Below are 16868 nucleotides of genomic sequence, written 5' to 3' on the forward strand. Positions count from 1 at the left end.
TAGGGTGAATCTAAAAAATCAATTTTTAACATCTTGTTAAAGTTTTGTAGCTTTACAAACGGAGTTCTCAGGAACAATTTATATAGGTTATTTTTCTTAATTTAATCTATATCAGTGATTTATTTCAATAGGCTTTAAATAATAAGATGGCAGAACAAAAACGACTTTTTTTACTTGATGCATTTGCACTAATATTCAGAGGATATTACGCTTTTATAAAAAATCCACGTATTAATTCGAAAGGAATGGATACATCGGCAATTTTAGGATTTACAAATTCTTTAATTGATGTAATAAAGCGTGAGAAACCAGATTATTTAGCTGTTTGTTTTGATAGAGGTGGAAGTGTAGATAGAGTAGAAGCTTTTCCTGAGTATAAAGCGAATAGACAAGAAACCCCAGAAGCTATTAAAATAGCGGTTCCATATATTGAAAAGATATTGGAAGCAATGAATATTCCTGCAATTGTAAAAGAAGGATATGAAGCAGATGATATTATAGGAACCTTAGCAAAAAAAGCGGAGAAAGAAGGTTTACAAACTTATATGGTTACCCCTGATAAGGATTTTGCTCAATTGGTTTCAGATAACATTTTTATGTACCGTCCACCAAGAATGGGGAATGGTTATGAGAAATGGGGAATTGAGGAAGTAAAAGCAAAATTTGGAGTAGAAAACCCAGAACAAGTAATAGATTTCCTTGGTATGATGGGGGATTCAGCCGATAATATACCAGGGTTACCAGGAGTAGGAGAAAAAACCGCTAAAAAATTCCTTGCTGCCTATGGAACTATGGAAGGCTTGCTAGCAAATACCCATGAGCTAAAAGGAAAAATGAAGGAGAAAGTAGAGGCAAATGCCGAATTAGGATTACTTTCTAAAAAGTTAGCAACCATAATGTTAGATGTACCTGTTGAATTAGAACAGGATAAATTGATTTTTGAACAACCAGATATTCAAAAAACAACTGAAATATTTAACGATTTAGAATTTAGACGATTAAGTGATAATTTCTTAAAAACATTTGGAGTAAAACCAGTAGCTGAAGAAGGTTCAAGTAAAACGGCTAAGAAAGCAGTAGCAGATGGAGCTAACAATACAGGTCAGTTTGATTTGTTTGCAGCACCAGGAACTGGAAAAGTTAGCGAAGAAAATAACATTAATGGTTTTAGAACTATTGACAATACAAATCACTTTTACCAATTAATAAACACACCAGTATCTAGAAAACTGTTGTTAAATAAATTAATGCAACAGGAATCGGTATGTTTTGATACAGAAACTACTGGGTTGAAAGCTTTAGAAGTAGAGTTAATAGGTATTGCTTTTTCTTGGGAAGAAAAGAAAGGATATTATGTTACATTTCCAGAAAACCAAGAAGAAACACAAACGATACTTGAAGAATTCAGACCATTTTTTGAGAATGATAGTATAGAAAAAGTAGGACATAATTTAAAATACGATATCAAAGTATTGTCAAATTACAATATGCCTGTAAAAGGAAAATTGTTTGACACTATGATTGCGCATTATTTGATAAACCCAGATATGCGCCATAATATGGATGTTCTTTCAGAAACCTATTTGAATTATCAGCCAGTTTCTATTACTGAATTAATAGGGAAAAAAGGAAAGAATCAGCTATCAATGCGTCAGGTAGAGCTTCCAAAGCAAAGCGAATATGCAGTAGAAGATGCAGATATAACTTACCAGTTAAAAGAACATTTTTCAGAAGAGTTAGAAGGTGGAAACTTAACAGGGTTATTCAAAGATGTTGAAGCACCATTAGTGTCGGTTTTAACAGCAATGGAGATAGAAGGAGTTAACTTAAATACAGAGTTCTTAAAATCTTTATCAGTAGAGTTAGCAAAAGATATAGAGCAATTAGAGCAAAATATTTATAAAGAAGCAGGAGAGGAGTTCAATATAGCATCACCTAAACAATTAGGAGTTGTTTTGTTTGAAAACATGAAGTTGGTAGACAAGCCTAAAAAAACAAAAACAGGACAATATTCAACAGCCGAAGATGTGCTTTCAGCATTAGCAAAAGATCATGAGATAATTGCTAATATTTTAGAATATCGTCAATACAAAAAACTACAAAGTACTTATGTAGATGCTTTGCCAAATGAGGTAAATCCTAAAACAGGACGTGTGCATACAGTATATGCGCAAGCTGTGGCTGCAACGGGTAGATTGAGTTCTAATAATCCGAATTTACAGAACATTCCAATTAGAACAAAAAGAGGGCAAGAAGTTAGAAAAGCTTTTGTGCCAAGAGATGAAAATCATGTATTGTTAGCTGCTGATTACTCTCAAATTGAATTACGAATTATAGCTGCTTTAAGTGAAGAGGAAACGATGATTAAAGCATTTCAGGATGGAGAAGATATTCATGCTTCAACTGCAGCAAAAGTTTTTAATGTAGCCATCGATGAGGTAACTAGAGAGCAACGTAGTAATGCTAAAACAGTAAACTTTGGAATTATTTATGGAGTTTCTGCATTTGGATTAAGTAACCAAACAGATTTATCAAGAAAAGAAGCAAAGGCTTTAATTGATACATACTATGAAACATATCCAAAGTTGAAAAATTACATGTCAAAGCAAGTAGATTTTGCACGTGAAAATGGTTATGTGGAAACAATTTTAGGGCGTCGTAGGTATTTGAAAGATATTAATTCTCGTAATGGTATTGTACGTAGTGCTGCCGAACGAAATGCAGTAAATGCACCAATACAAGGTAGTGCTGCAGATGTAATAAAGCTTGCAATGATTAATATTCACAACAGATTTGAAAAAGAAAATTTTAAATCAAAAATGTTGTTACAGGTGCATGATGAATTGGTGTTTGATGCACATAAAGATGAGTTAGAGATTATTCAGCCAATTATAAAAGAAGAAATGGAAAATGCATTTAAAATGTCGGTTCCATTAGATGTTGAGGTTGGTTTAGGAGAAAATTGGTTAGAAGCACATTAAAAGCTTAAGAATGGAATTAGATTATTTGGAGAATGTAAATGGTCTTAATGAGAATGTTGTTAGATTATACAATTTTAATAAGGAAGAAGCACAGAAGCTTAGTGAGCTAATTGAAGATGTAATTATTAATAAAAAACAACGATTAGATTTATCTACAGTAGATTTTATAAAACCTAGAAATTGTAATTTAATTTTAGGGTTGTTCAAGTCTGATGAAGGTATACTTACAGAAGATTATAAAACCTTTTATTGTGTTCTTACATTAAGAGGTTTTATAAATATGTTGAATCTTATAGAGCCTTTTTGTAAAAAAGAAACGAGGAGTTACCAATACTTATATGATATTGATAACCCCACAGATTTGTTATTTTCTCCAACAGCAAGTTGGTAAAATTGTAGTTTACTTAATAGTAAAAATTTCTTCTTGTATCCAGTTTGCTCTCAATTTGAAAACTTTTTCAAAGTAAATTACTTTTTCAGGTTGTTTTCTTGATAAGAAATCACCAGTGTCCCATTGATTATTATTGTTTTCATCAATAATTGCTCTAACAGTGTATTCTTTAGGTTCAAGTAATTCAAACTCTATTTTTTTAGAGGAATTTAGATACTTAGTTTTAATTACAGTGTTTTTATTTATAAGTTGTAATATAATTGGATGCTTTGTTTCTTTTTTAATGTTTAATACAATCGTTCCGTAATCTTCAGGAGTTAGTGTGTTGTATTTATAATTTAAAGAATCATTGGAGGTTTCAAAAAGGTCAGTAATTCCTTTAGGCAAAATATTGAAATCATATTTCATTTTTGTTTTTTTCGAGAATAAAACAGCTAACTTATTAATATCTACTTTTTTTACTTCAAAAGGAACATCAATGGTGTCTTTGTCTACTAGAGAAAACTTTGTTTTATCAATGTTTACAATGGGATTGTTTGTATTAAGAAATAAGGTGTCGTTTAGGTGTAGTGTTCTACGAATGTTTGAAGAAATAGAAAGAGAATCTATTTTCTTTTTACGTAAACGTACAGTAATAGTATCTTTAAAATCAGTATTACTAACTATAAAATTCAAAGAATCTTGTTCAATTATAGGAGTATACCAATAGTTAAGAGTGTCTTTATCTTTTTCAAACTGAGAAAAAGATTTAAAATTTGAAGGAACAGACGATAATAAATCGACTTTCATATTTTCTTTTTCTCCATTAAATCCAAATAAAATTTTTCCTTTGGTTGTTTCCTTTCCTCTTTTAAATTTAAATGGTTGTAATTCTTTAAAAATACGTATAGGTTTAGTAACCAAGGTATCTTGAGGTAAGGAAATAGTATCTTTAAAAAAACCAATCTCATCATTTTGACTATTAAATAAGTAGTTGTTTGAAGACTGTTTTAAACCAAGTAAAAGATATTTTCCTTCTCGTAAATTAGTAAATTCAAAATTTGTAGAATCTAGTGTACTAGTTACATAGCTTGGCTTTTGTTTGTAAACGATAGAATCGTTATAGGTACTATCTAATTTATATAATAATACGCTAATTTCTTTAATTTTTTCTTTTTTAAAAGCAGAGGCAACAGAACCTTTTAAACTTAAAGAGTCTATGTAGTTTCCAGTAGAGAAAACGTATTTGAAGCTTTCCAATTTATTGTTTTCATTATTATCTTGGATAGCATTACCAAAATTAAAAGTATAGGTAGTATTAGATTTTAAGGTGTCTAATATTTTAATGTTAATATGTTTGCTTGGAGACCCTTGTGGGGTGATTAAAGGTGGGTTTTTTAAAGGAGGGGAAACAACAAGCTGTTTAGTAAGATCTTTTAAAACAATATATTCGTCAAACTCAATTCGTATATTTTTTTTGTTAAAGTTAGTAGTTTCATAAGGAGGTTTAGCGGTAACCATAATAGGAGCGTCCTTATCTTTAGGACCACCATCAGGCCTACCTTTTCTTGCGCAACTAGCTATTATAAGAGTAAATAAAATAACTAAAAGAGTGTGTTTGTTTTTCACAAATTAATATTTAAAATATAAGATCAAAAGTAGTAAAATAAGACGAATGAAATTTATACATTTTTAGTGTAAGCCATGGTAGCAATACTAATAGTAATATCTTTTGTTTTAAGTAATTCTTTACAACAGTTTTCAAGAGTAGCTCCCGTGGTAATAACATCATCGATAAGTAAAACGTGTTTTTTTTCAAAAAAAGTATAACTAGTTAATTTAAATTTAGTTTTACTATTTGAAAAACGTTCAAAACGTTTTTTAAAAGTTTGTGTTTTTGAAACAGAAACTTTAATAAGGACATCGGGAATATATTGAATGTCTAATATTTTACTCAAAGTTTGACCAAATTTAGTGAGTTGATTATAGCCGCGCTGTTTTAATTTTTTAGGATGAAGAGGAACTGGAAGTATATAATCAATATGATTAAAAACACTAGACTCTTTTAATATATGTCCAAATCTATTGGCAAGAAACACACCAATTTGTTGTTGGTTTTTATATTTTAACTCATGAATAATTTTTTGTGTTATTCCGTGTTTTTGATAATATAAAAAAGAACGAATACTTTTTATAGGTACTTTTCCATAAAAAGGAGATAACATTGTAACATTTGTATAAGGGTTGTCGTCGATAATAGGTAAATCATGGTTACAGGTTGTACATAGGTAATTTTCATTTTGTAGTAACATTAACGTACAATTAACACATAGATTAGGATAAAATAAATAGAATATTTCTTTTAAAAGTCGCATCTTTACAAGCCATTTTTTAAGAGAAAGATACGAAAACCTAACAAAAAAGCATTTTGAATAAGAAACTTAATTTTTTTAAAGAAGCAGTAAAAAACTATAAAACATCTGGAACAGTAGTTCCTAGCTCTAGATTTTTAGCAGATAAAATGCTAAAAGAAATAGATTTTTCTAAAGCTAGTGTTATTGTAGAGCTGGGACCTGGGAATGGAGCAATTACGCATAGTATTTTAAAGAAGGTTAATTCTAGTGCTGTTGTTATATGTTTTGAAATTAATGATGCTTTTTATGAAGAATTAAAAGAAATAAATCATCCGCAGTTAATTGTTCTAAAATCTTCTGCCGAAAAAATAAAAGAAGAAATAGAAAAATTAGGTTACGACAAAGCAGATCATATAATCTCTAGTTTACCTTTAACGATTATACCTAAAAAAATATCGTCAAATATTCTATTAGAAAGTTATCGTTTTTTAAAGACTAATGGGATGTTCATTCAATATCAATATAGTTTAACTTATTATAAAAAATTGAAAGAAGTTTTTGGGAAAAACATAGCTTTAAGTTTTGAGCCTCTTAACTTTCCACCGGCATTTGTGTACAAGTGTGTTAAAAAATAGTATATTAGCGCAGAACACATCAAGTTGTTCATCATAATTCCCCAGATGATGATTACTATACCAAGACTGAAAAATAACGGCATTGTTGCCTTTTTGATGGTTTTAATAATTACCATTGGATATTTGTCATATCAAAATGCGAGTGATTACGCAGAATTAAAGAATGTTTTTGAGTTAGAAAAAAAGGAGCTAGAATCTGAGCTTAATATTGTTATTAAGGACTATGAAGATGTAAGCTTTGATAAAAATGAAGTTTCATTAAAACTTCGAGAAGAACTTCATAAAATAATAAAACTTCGAGATACTATTCAAAACTTAAAGGCGATAGATTATGGATTGATTCGTTTTTACAGAAAGAGGATTGCCAACTTAGCTACACAAAACAAAATTCTTTTTACACAAATAGATTCATTAAACCTTCTTAATAATGAACTAGAAACTAAAAATGATAGTGTAAAAGAGGTCTTATTAGAAAAAGAAAATCAGAATACTAAACTAAAGCATAAAAATTACTTCTTAGGACAAGAGAAAAAGGTTCTAAAGGAAAAAATTGCCGTAGCAGAAATTATTGAAATATCTTCAGTAAAGGTAGAGGCAATGAAAAAGAGAAGAAAAGATAAATATACATCTACATCAAGATCGAGCAGAACCGATGCATTTAAAGTAGAATTTAATTTATTAGAAAATAAAATTATTTCAGAAGGAATAAAGCCTATTTATATTCAAATATTAGATGAAAATAAAAAGGTAATAGCTCCTGCAAAGGAAGTAAGATTGAAAAATAAAGAGAAAATAATAAGTAGTGATATTTTAATGGCAGAATATCATAACAAGCAAATACCTGTAATTTCTTTTATTTATGTAAATAGAGAAAGTATACACAAAGGATCTTACCTAGTTAAGATATTTGTAAATGGTGTTTTTGCTGGTAAATCAATTGTGAAATTAAGATAAAGAAATGAAGTAGAAAACTATTAATTAACCCCAATAAACCCCCTTAATTATGACTCCCCACAAAAGAAAAAGCATATTAATTGTTGTGCTTTTAATGCTTACACTTTTTTTAACGTTGTACTCGTTTCAGAAATCTAGCCAATACGAAGACCTGAAACAAATCTTTCAACAAGAAAAGACTGATTTAGAAAAAGAACTAGACGAGATGATAAAAGATTATACTGATGTTGTCGTAAGAAAAAAACGTCTCTCTAAAAGATTAAAAGTAGAGTTGGTAAAAATGAAAGAACTACGTGATTCTATCAAAAGTTTACGAACAGATAATTATAACCTAATTAGAAAGTACAGAAGAAAGATTGTTACCTTAGAAAGAGAAAATAGAAATTTATTTATTCGAGTAGATTCACTTAGTACAGTAAACAATGCTTTAGCTCAAGAAAATGTTATTACCAATGAAATCTTAAAGCAAAAGGAAACAATAAATGTTTCGTTAACTGAGAAAAACAAGGAGTTAACAGAGAAACAAAAATCACTTGAAGAGAAAATAGCTATTGGAGGAGTTATTAAAACAAGCCCAGTAAAAGCAATTGCAATGAAGGAGCGTAGTAGTGGAAAATTAACCTCTACATCGAGATCAAGTAGAACAGACGCTTTTAAAATCAATTTTGATTTATTAAAAAATGTAATTACTGAGGCAGGAGAAAAATCTGTTTATATTCAAATTATAGATGAGAATAAAAAAGTAGTAGCACCAAAAGGAGTTACAAACTTAAAAGATGGAGGTAAAATACAGTATTCCGATTCTATAGAAATAAATTATGATAATAATAGATTAAGTTTAGTGTCTTTAGTTCTCGTAAATAGAGATGATATAAACAAAGGAAAATATACCGTGAGTGCATTTGTAGACGGTGTCTATACAGGAGCCACAACTTTAAAGCTCAGATAAACAATCATTAAAAAAATAATAGAAAGTGAAGAATTAAATGAATTCTTCACTTTTTTCTTTTAGAATAGCGTTAGTTTAAATCCTTATTTTATTTTTGCACCATGGCAAAACAAGAAGATCAATTTAAAAAGGTATTATCGCATGCTAAGGAGTATGGTTATGTATTTCAATCATCTGAAATTTACGATGGTTTAAGTGCGGTATATGATTATGCTCAAAATGGAGTAGAATTAAAGAAAAATATTAGAGATTACTGGTGGAAAGCAATGGTGCAAATGCACGAAAATATAGTAGGAATAGATGCGTCAATTTTAATGCATCCTACTACATGGAAAGCATCAGGTCACGTAGATGCATTTAATGATCCATTAATTGATAATAAAGATTCTAAGAAAAGATATAGAGCAGATGTTTTAGTAGAAGATTATTGTGCTAAAATAGAAGGTAAAATAGAGAAAGAAGTAAAAAAAGCAGCAAAACGTTTTGGCGATGCTTTTAATAAAGAAGAATTTCTTGCTACCAATGGCCGTGTTTTAGGATACCAAGAAAAGATAAACACTATTTTAGGTCGACTTGGAAAATCTTTAGAAAATGAGGATTTAGCTGATGTAAAAGCTTTAATTGAAGAATTGGAAATTGCCGATCCTTTAACAGGTTCTAAAAATTGGACAGACGTTAAGCAATTTAACTTAATGTTTGGAACAAAACTGGGAGCTTCAGCAGATACTGCAATGGATTTATATTTAAGACCTGAAACTGCACAAGGAATTTTTGTAAACTTTTTAAATGTGCAAAAAACAGGTCGTATGAAAATTCCTTTTGGAATTGCTCAAACAGGTAAGGCTTTTCGTAACGAAATAGTAGCGCGTCAGTTTATTTTTAGAATGCGTGAATTTGAGCAAATGGAAATGCAATTTTTTGTAAAACCAGGAACTCAAAAAGAATGGTATGACACTTGGAAAGAAACTCGATTAAAGTGGCACTTGAGCTTAGGTATGGGAGCTGATAATTATCGTTTCCACGATCATGAAAAATTAGCACACTATGCTGATGCAGCTGCAGATATTGAATTTAAATTCCCATTTGGATTTAAAGAGTTAGAAGGGATTCATTCTCGTACTGATTTTGATTTAAAAGCGCATGAAGAGCATTCAGGAAAGAAATTACAGTATTTTGATCATGAAGAGAATAAGAATTATGTGCCATACGTAGTAGAAACATCAATTGGTTTAGATAGAATGTTCTTAGCAGTTTTCTCAAAATCTTTGCAAGAAGAAGAATTAGAAAATGGAACAACAAGAACAGTTTTAAAATTACCAGCAGTTTTAGCACCAACAAAAGCAGCTATTTTACCATTAGTTAAAAAAGATGGATTGCCAGAAATAGCACGTAAAATTGTTGATGATTTAAAATGGGACTTCAATGTGTCTTATGATGAAAAAGATGCTGTAGGACGTCGTTATCGTCGTCAAGATGCAAATGGAACACCATTCTGTATTACTGTAGATCATGATACTTTAAATGATAATACGGTAACAATTCGTCATAGAGACACTATGGAGCAAAAACGTGTAGCTATTTCTGAATTAAGAGATATTATTAAAGAAGAAGTAGATGTTAAAAATTGGTTACAAAAAATGTAATTGATATTTATATAAAACTTGAAATCCTATCATTCTAAAAATGGTAGGATTTTTTATTTTTGCGCTATTAAATAGAAAACAATGAAGACTTTATTAAAAATACTATTCGTTATCTTTTTATTATGGATGATTGCTGGAGTTTACCTATTAAACACTGAGCATCCAAAAGCCCAAGTAGTAATGGGATTAGGGGTTTTATTTATGTCATTTATTTTAATGCCCTTATTTATTTACTACCGATATAAAGATGGAAAGTACAAGAAGTACGTTATAAATAATAATCAAAATAAAAAAGCTGAGAATTAATCCTCAGCTTTTTTATTATTTCTTCTTTTGTTATTTCTTTTTCTCGGTTTGTTATTAGAGCTAGCAGAAGATTGGTTCTTTTTATTATTTCTAGACCTTCCTTCTTTTTTATTTGAAGGCTTGTTAGAATTGTCTTTTGTGTTTTTTTTGCTCGAACCACCTCTATGAGTAGCACCAACGCCTTTTTTCTTTTTAAAAGGTTTCTTTTTTTGAGTAGAAGCTCTTTTAGGTCCCGCTGTATCAGTAGGCTCATATCCTTCAATAATCTCAGTTTTTAGCTTCTGTTTTAAGATTTTTTCTATTTCTTTTTGATATTCTGTTTCTTCGCTGCAAACCAAAGAAATAGCTTCTCCTTTAGCACCAGCTCTACCAGTTCTACCAATTCTATGAACATAATCTTCAGGAACATTAGGTAGTTCAAAATTTATAACATGTGGTAGTAAAGGAATGTCAATACCACGTGCAGCAATATCAGTGGCAACCAAAACTCTATTAGTATTGTTTTTAAAATTAGCTAAAGCTTTGGTTCTGGCTCCTTGACTTTTATTTCCATGAATAGCAGCAGCAGTAACACCAGCTTTAATAAGCTTTTCGGTTAGTTTATTAGCTCCGTGTTTGGTTCTAGTGAAAATTAAAACCTGACTCCAATTACCTTCTTTGATGAGTTTGATAACAATCTCTGTTTTCTTTTTCTTGTCAATTGAATAAACTTTTTGAGCAACTTTATCGGCGGTAGAATTTTGCGGAGCAGCTTCTACAGAAACAGGGTTGTTTAAAATACCTTCAGCAAGTTTTTTTATTTCTTTAGAAAAAGTGGCCGAAAACAATAGGTTTTGACGATTTGAAGGCATAAAACTGATAATCTTATTAATGTCTCTAACAAACCCCATGTCTAACATTCTATCAGCCTCATCTAAAATAAGAACATCAATTCGCTTAAATGATACAGCTTTTTGATCATGTAAATCTAATAATCTACCAGGAGTAGCAACTAGTATATCAACACCTTGCCTTAATGTTTTAATTTGACCAGATGCTTTAACACCTCCAAAAACTACGGCAGACTTAATATTTAAATATGTACTATATTCTCTTACATTATCATAAACTTGAGCAGCTAATTCTCTCGTAGGAGTTAATACTAAAGCTCTTATTGGACGGTATTTTGGATGTTTAGTTTCTGCTAATCGTTGTAAAACAGGTAGTGTGAAACCAGCAGTTTTTCCAGTTCCAGTTTGTGCAGAAGCTAATATATCTTTTCCTTCTAATATATGTGGAATTGCTTTTTCTTGAATTGGAGAAGGAGAATTGTATCCTTTTTCTTTGATGGCTTTTAGTAAAGCATCAGATAAACCTAAAGATTTAAATGTCATATGTTTTTTTTCAGAAATAGCGATAATAAGTATAGCTATGAAGCTGCAAAGGTACTGCTATTTATTAGGAAGTATAGTAAATAAAAAAAGACGCCCAAAAAGCGCCTTTTAGATGTAATATTTAGCTAGCTTATTTTTTCATTGCACCTTTAATAAGTCCAATAATAACCATTAAAACTCCACCACCAACACCGCTACCAATGATGTTTCCAATAATACCAGAAATATCAATGTTAAGCATGCCTAATAGTTGGGCTCCTAGTCCACCACCAAGAATTCCCACAACAGAATTCCAAAGAGTACCTAAAGAATATTTTTTTAATAAAGCACCAGCAATGTTACCCCCAACGGCACCACTTAATAAGCTAATAATTAATTCCATAATTTATTGTTTTTTAATTAGTTAATTGATTCTAAAGAAAGTGAAAATTAATTAATAAAACAAATAATGTCAGTTAGTTAGGTGGTTCCGATATGAAATAAAGCATCACCCATGTTTACAATTGGAAAGTTGTTTTTAGCAATAATATATCCATCAAAAGGAGCTTTGATATCAAAGTTAGTTTTACCGTAAGTATCCATAATATTACCTAATACTTGTCCTTTTTTAATTGCTGCTCCGTTTTCAATTTTGGCATTGAATAAACCAGCAACTTTAGCACGAATCCATTTTCGCTTATGAATAGCTATACTAATAAGATTTTCAGGAACTCCAACATTATGATTAATCATTTCAAAGTGTTTTAAAACTCTTAGTGTACCATTTATTCCTTGTTGAATAGCATTTTCATCTAAACGTAATGATTCACCTCCTTCATAAACAATTACAGGGATATTATTTTTATAACATTGATTTCTAAAAGATTTAGGAATTAGTTTAGAGCCAAACAAAAAAGGAGCGTTAAAAAGCTTTGCTAGTTCATAACCTCTTTCATCTTCAGGTGTATATCTTATTTGAGGAAAGTTATTTCTTTGAGCCCCACCAGTGTGAAAGTCAATGGCAAAATCGATATTTTTAGTAAGCTCTTTCATTAAGTAGTATGCCATTCTACTGGCCAAAGAACCAGACTTAGAACCAGGGAAACTTCTATTAACATCTTTCCCATGCATATATCTAGATAAACTTAAAAAGCCAAAGATGTTTAATAAAGGAACAACAATAACACAACCTCTATGTATTTTATAAGATTTATCAATAAGCATTCTACGTACAAGTTCAATACTGTTTACTTCATCACCATGTAAACCTCCTTGTAATAAAATGGTAGGTCCTAATTTATCACCGTTAAAAACATATACAGGAATTTCGATAAGAGTACCAGTAGGTAACCTATCAATAGGGATTTTAATTAATTTAGATTCGCCTAAACCAATTTTATTTCCACGTATTTCTACAATTTCGTTTTTAAACTCTTGTTCAAACATTTTTCTTCTAAGAATTTAATAATAGCCTTGGCTATATTGTCTTTTGTATAAGCCTCAATACCTTGGAGCCCTGGAGTAGAGTTTACTTCAATTAGTAAAGGTCCTCTTTTTGAGCGTATCAAATCAACGCCAGTAACAGGTAAACTTAAGTATTGGGCAGCTTTTATAGCTATTTCTTCTTCTTTAGGAGTTAAGGTTACTTTAAAACCATTACCACCCCTATGAATATTTGAACGAAAATCATCTTCTAACCCTTTTCTTTTCATAGAAGAAACTACTTCATTTCCAACAACAAAAGCACGAATATCTTCACTGTTACTCTCTTGAATAAATTCTTGCAATAAAATATTAGTATTTGTACCATACATGGTATCAATAATAGATTTGGCAGATTTTTTACTTTCGGCCAAAATCACACCAGAACCATGTGTACCTTCTTGTAGTTTAATTATAATTGGAGCGCCACCTAACAAATCTATCTGTTCGTTAATATTCTCTGGATTAACAGAAAATAAAGTATCTGGAATAGGAATGTTTTTGCGGTTCATTATTTGTAAAGTACGAACCTTATTTTGAGCACGTAGAATTCCTAAAGAAGTGGCAGCACTATATACACCATTCATTTCAAACTCTTTAACAACTGCTGCGCCATGACGAGTTGCAGAAGCACCAATTCTAGGAATAATTACATCGGGAATATCAATAATATTTTCACCTTCATAAATAATTTCAGGCTTACCGTTGGTAAGTTTTATAGAACATCTTAAATGATTTATAATTCTAACATTATGTCCTCTACGATGCGCTTCTTTATATATTCTTTGTGTAGAATATATTTGGTCACTAACAGAAAGAATAAAAATATTCATAGCTATGCTGTTCAAATTACACAAATCTAACATTTTTTTGAATAGAGAGAATTGTTTTTATAGTGGATAAGATAATGTTCTGTTAATTTTTTTTGATATAATGTTTACATGAAGTACTTTCATAAGCTCTAAAACCAAGATGATGAAAACAATTTGTAAAGTTTTTATAGCATTAGTTCCTTATGCGTTGGTAGCACAGCAAGCTACTTCTTCTAAAATAGTAAAAGAATCGCTAGTACAAAAAGAAGCACTAGCAAAAACATCCATAGTAAAAAATGTTTCTTTTGAAAACATTGGACCAACAGTAATGAGTGGTCGAGTAGTAGATATTGATGTAAATCCAGAGAATACAACTGAATTTTATGTGGGTTATGCATCAGGAGGTTTGTGGTATACAAATAATAATGGAACAACTTTTACACCAGTATTAGATAGTTCACCAACACAAAATGTAGGGGATATTGCAGTTGATTGGAAAAACGGAACACTTTGGGTAGGTACAGGAGAAAATAATTCATCACGTTCTTCATATGCAGGGATTGGGATTTTAAAATCTACTGATAAAGGAAAAACGTGGGAAAATGTTGGATTACAGGATAGTCATCATATTGGAAGAATTTTAATTAACCCAAATAATCCAGATGAGGTTGTTGTTGGAGCTATAGGTCATTTATATTCCTCAAATAACGAGCGTGGTATTTTTAAAACTACCGATGGTGGTAAAACTTGGAAAAAAACGTTGTTTATTAATGAAAATACTGGAATTATAGATGTGCAGCAAGCGCCCAATAATTTTAATGTATTATATGCAGCAGCTTGGGAACGTAATAGAAAGGCATGGAATTTTGATGGAGATGGAAAGAATTCAGCAATTTATAAATCAACAGACGCAGGAACTACTTGGACAAAAATATCCGACAATAATGGTTTCCCAAATGGAGAAAATGTAGGAAGAATTGGTTTAGCAGTTTTTAATGAAAATGTAGTATATGCTTTTCACGATAGTCAGTTTAGAAGAAAAAAGGAAAAGAAAAAAGAAGAAGACTCAAATGCGCTAACAAAAGACGATTTTAAAACAATGTCTGTAGAAGACTTTTTAAAATTGAAAGATAAAAAGCTGAATACCTATTTAAAAATGAATGGTTTTCAAGAAAAATATAGAGCTGAAAATGTAAAACAAATGGTGCGTTCAGGTTCTGTAAAACCAAACGATTTAGCTAAGTATTTAGAAAACGCAAATACATTGTTATTTGATACTCCGGTAATTGGAGCAGAAGTGTTTAAAACTACCAATGGTGGAAAAACATGGAAGAAAACACACGAAGGTTATTTAGATGATTTATATTATTCATATGGATATTATTTTGGAGAAATACGAGTAGATCCACAGGATGAAAAAGGAATTTATGTATTAGGGGTTCCTATTTTAAAATCGAAAGATGGAGGAAAAACATTTACATCAATTAGTAAAGAAAATGTACATGCCGATCATCAAGCATTATGGGTAAATGCAAAGAAACAAGGACATTTAATTGATGGTAATGATGGAGGTTTAAATATTTCATATGATGATGGTGAAAGTTGGACAAAACTGAATCAACCAGCAGTGGGTCAGTTTTATACGGTTTATGCCGATAATCAGAAAAACTATAAAGTGTATGGAGGTTTACAAGACAATGGTGTTTGGGTAGCGAGCCATAATGCTAAAATGGATAAGCGTTGGAAGCAAACAGGAAAAAATCCATACGAGAGTATTATGGGAGGAGATGGTATGCAAGTGGCTGTAGACGATAGAGACCCTAATATTGTATATACAGGATATCAATTTGGAAACTACTTCCGTATAAATAGAAAAACTGGACAGCAAAAATATATTCAACCAAAACATAAGTTAGGAGAAAATCCATATCGCTTTAATTGGCAAACACCTATCCAGTTATCAAAACACAATCAGGATATATTATACTTAGGAGGAAATAAATTACACCGTTCGTTAGATAAAGGAGATACTTGGGAAACTATTTCAGAAGATTTAACCAAAGGAGGAAGAAAAGGTAATGTAGCTTATGGTACGTTAACTACTATTTCGGAAAGCCCGTTCCAATTTGGTTTAATTTATATAGGAACCGATGATGGACTTGTACAAGTTACTAAAAATGCAGGCGGAAGTTGGGAGAACATCTCAAATACATTACCTCAAAACTTATGGGTAAGTAGAGTAATTGCCTCAAAACATAAAAAAGGAAGAGTGTATGTTACGTTGAATGGATACCGTTGGGACGATTTTAATGTATATGTATACATGTCTGATAATTATGGGGAAACATGGAAAAATATAAGTGGTAACATTCCAGCTTCACCAGTAAATGTGATTAAAGAAGATCCTAAAAAAGAAAACATTTTGTATGTAGGAACGGATAATGGTTTGTATGTATCTTTTAATAAAGGTGCAGAATGGCAATTATTCCAAAAAGGGCTACCTAATGTAGCGGTTCACGATTTAGTAATTCAGCCAAAGGCTAAGCATTTAATTGTAGGAACGCATGGTCGTAGTTTGTATAAAGCAAACATAGCACCGTTGCAAGATTTCAAAAATGAAGAAACATTATTTGCTATAAAGAAAATTAGAAAAAGTAATTTTTGGGGAAGTTCATGGAGTAAGTGGTTAAAGCCAAATACACCTAAAATTTCGATTCCATTTTATGTGAGAGAAAATAAAAAGGTTAGTATTAAAATTTATGCAGGAGATATTCTAGTAAATACAATTAAAAAAGATGTAGAGAAAGGATTTAATGAAATAACATACGATGCTTCTTTTTCTGAAAAAGGAAGAAAAGAATATCTGAAAAAACATAAGGATGCAATTGTAAAAAAAGCAAAAAACGGAGTTTATTATTTACCAAAAGGAAAATATACTATAAAGTTTGAGGACAAAAAGCAGACATTAGAAATTAAGTAAGTTGTAACATTTTTTTATTTAAGTACTCTAATAAGTATAAAAAAATCAAA

General features: G+C 30.6%; 14 protein-coding genes. 8 read left to right on the forward strand and 6 right to left on the reverse strand.

Translation table 11 applies throughout. The features are described from left to right. The first annotated feature begins 146 nt into the window (after positions 1–146). Complete coding sequence (polA, locus tag Q0958_RS03535; protein ID WP_299119669.1) at positions 147–2981, forward strand: DNA polymerase I; 2835 nt, start codon at positions 147–149, stop codon at positions 2979–2981. Between the two features lie 10 nt (positions 2982–2991). Beyond that, a complete protein-coding gene (locus Q0958_RS03540; protein ID WP_235274589.1) occupies positions 2992–3372 on the forward strand; it encodes a hypothetical protein in 381 nt (126 codons plus the stop codon). Between the two features lie 9 nt (positions 3373–3381). Here Q0958_RS03540 and Q0958_RS03545 read toward each other — a convergent pair whose 3' ends face one another. Both Q0958_RS03545 and Q0958_RS03550 read right to left on the reverse strand, forming a co-directional pair. Then, the gene (locus tag Q0958_RS03545) at positions 3382–4980 is read right to left on the reverse strand and encodes an Ig-like domain-containing protein (RefSeq protein ID WP_299119673.1); all 1599 of its coding nucleotides are present in this window, start codon (positions 4978–4980) and stop codon (positions 3382–3384) included. Between the two features lie 53 nt (positions 4981–5033). Beyond that, a complete protein-coding gene (locus Q0958_RS03550) occupies positions 5034–5663 on the reverse strand; it encodes a ComF family protein (RefSeq protein WP_299119675.1) in 630 nt (209 codons plus the stop codon). 116 nt (positions 5664–5779) lie between these two features. Between Q0958_RS03550 and Q0958_RS03555 the strand changes: the two genes are divergently transcribed. From Q0958_RS03555 to Q0958_RS03575, 5 genes are all read left to right on the forward strand, one after another. Continuing rightward, positions 5780–6340, forward strand: a complete 561-nt coding sequence (locus Q0958_RS03555; protein WP_299119678.1) for an rRNA adenine N-6-methyltransferase family protein — start codon at positions 5780–5782, stop codon at positions 6338–6340. Positions 6341–6385: 45 nt separating this feature from the next. Continuing rightward, positions 6386–7294 carry a hypothetical protein gene (locus tag Q0958_RS03560; protein ID WP_299119680.1) on the forward strand — a complete coding sequence of 303 codons (909 nt, stop codon included), beginning with the start codon at positions 6386–6388 and terminating at the stop codon, positions 7292–7294. A 49-nt stretch (positions 7295–7343) separates the two neighbouring features. After that, a complete protein-coding gene (locus Q0958_RS03565) occupies positions 7344–8243 on the forward strand; it encodes a hypothetical protein (protein ID WP_299119682.1) in 900 nt (299 codons plus the stop codon). A 101-nt stretch (positions 8244–8344) separates the two neighbouring features. Then, a complete protein-coding gene (locus tag Q0958_RS03570) occupies positions 8345–9886 on the forward strand; it encodes a glycine--tRNA ligase (RefSeq protein WP_299119684.1) in 1542 nt (513 codons plus the stop codon). An 81-nt stretch (positions 9887–9967) separates the two neighbouring features. Further along, positions 9968–10192, forward strand: coding sequence for a hypothetical protein (locus tag Q0958_RS03575; protein ID WP_299119685.1), 225 nt, complete (start codon positions 9968–9970; stop codon positions 10190–10192). On the opposite strand, the gene Q0958_RS03580 is transcribed toward Q0958_RS03575, so the two are convergent. The 4 genes from Q0958_RS03580 to Q0958_RS03595 form a co-directional block, all read right to left on the reverse strand. Next, the gene (locus Q0958_RS03580) at positions 10189–11565 is read right to left on the reverse strand and encodes a DEAD/DEAH box helicase (protein WP_299119688.1); all 1377 of its coding nucleotides are present in this window, start codon (positions 11563–11565) and stop codon (positions 10189–10191) included. The genes Q0958_RS03575 and Q0958_RS03580 overlap by 4 nt on opposite strands. A gap of 130 nt (positions 11566–11695) precedes the next feature. Continuing rightward, complete coding sequence (locus tag Q0958_RS03585; RefSeq protein ID WP_150897936.1) at positions 11696–11947, reverse strand: hypothetical protein; 252 nt, start codon at positions 11945–11947, stop codon at positions 11696–11698. A gap of 77 nt (positions 11948–12024) precedes the next feature. Continuing rightward, positions 12025–12990: a succinylglutamate desuccinylase/aspartoacylase family protein gene (locus tag Q0958_RS03590; protein ID WP_299119692.1), complete on the reverse strand. Its 966-nt coding sequence runs from the start codon at positions 12988–12990 to the stop codon at positions 12025–12027. After that, the gene (locus tag Q0958_RS03595) at positions 12957–13859 is read right to left on the reverse strand and encodes a RimK family alpha-L-glutamate ligase (RefSeq protein WP_299119694.1); all 903 of its coding nucleotides are present in this window, start codon (positions 13857–13859) and stop codon (positions 12957–12959) included. The genes Q0958_RS03590 and Q0958_RS03595 overlap by 34 nt, the downstream gene beginning before the upstream one ends. 139 nt (positions 13860–13998) lie before the next feature. Here Q0958_RS03595 and Q0958_RS03600 point away from each other — a divergent pair, with 139 nt between their 5' ends. Next, on the forward strand, positions 13999–16818 hold the full coding sequence (locus Q0958_RS03600) for a glycosyl hydrolase (protein ID WP_299119696.1): 2820 nt from the start codon (positions 13999–14001) through the stop codon (positions 16816–16818). The last annotated feature ends 50 nt before the right edge of the window (positions 16819–16868 follow it).

Origin of the sequence: uncultured Tenacibaculum sp. (assembly GCF_947499065.1) — a bacterium.
In the GTDB taxonomy this organism is placed as follows: domain Bacteria; phylum Bacteroidota; class Bacteroidia; order Flavobacteriales; family Flavobacteriaceae; genus Polaribacter.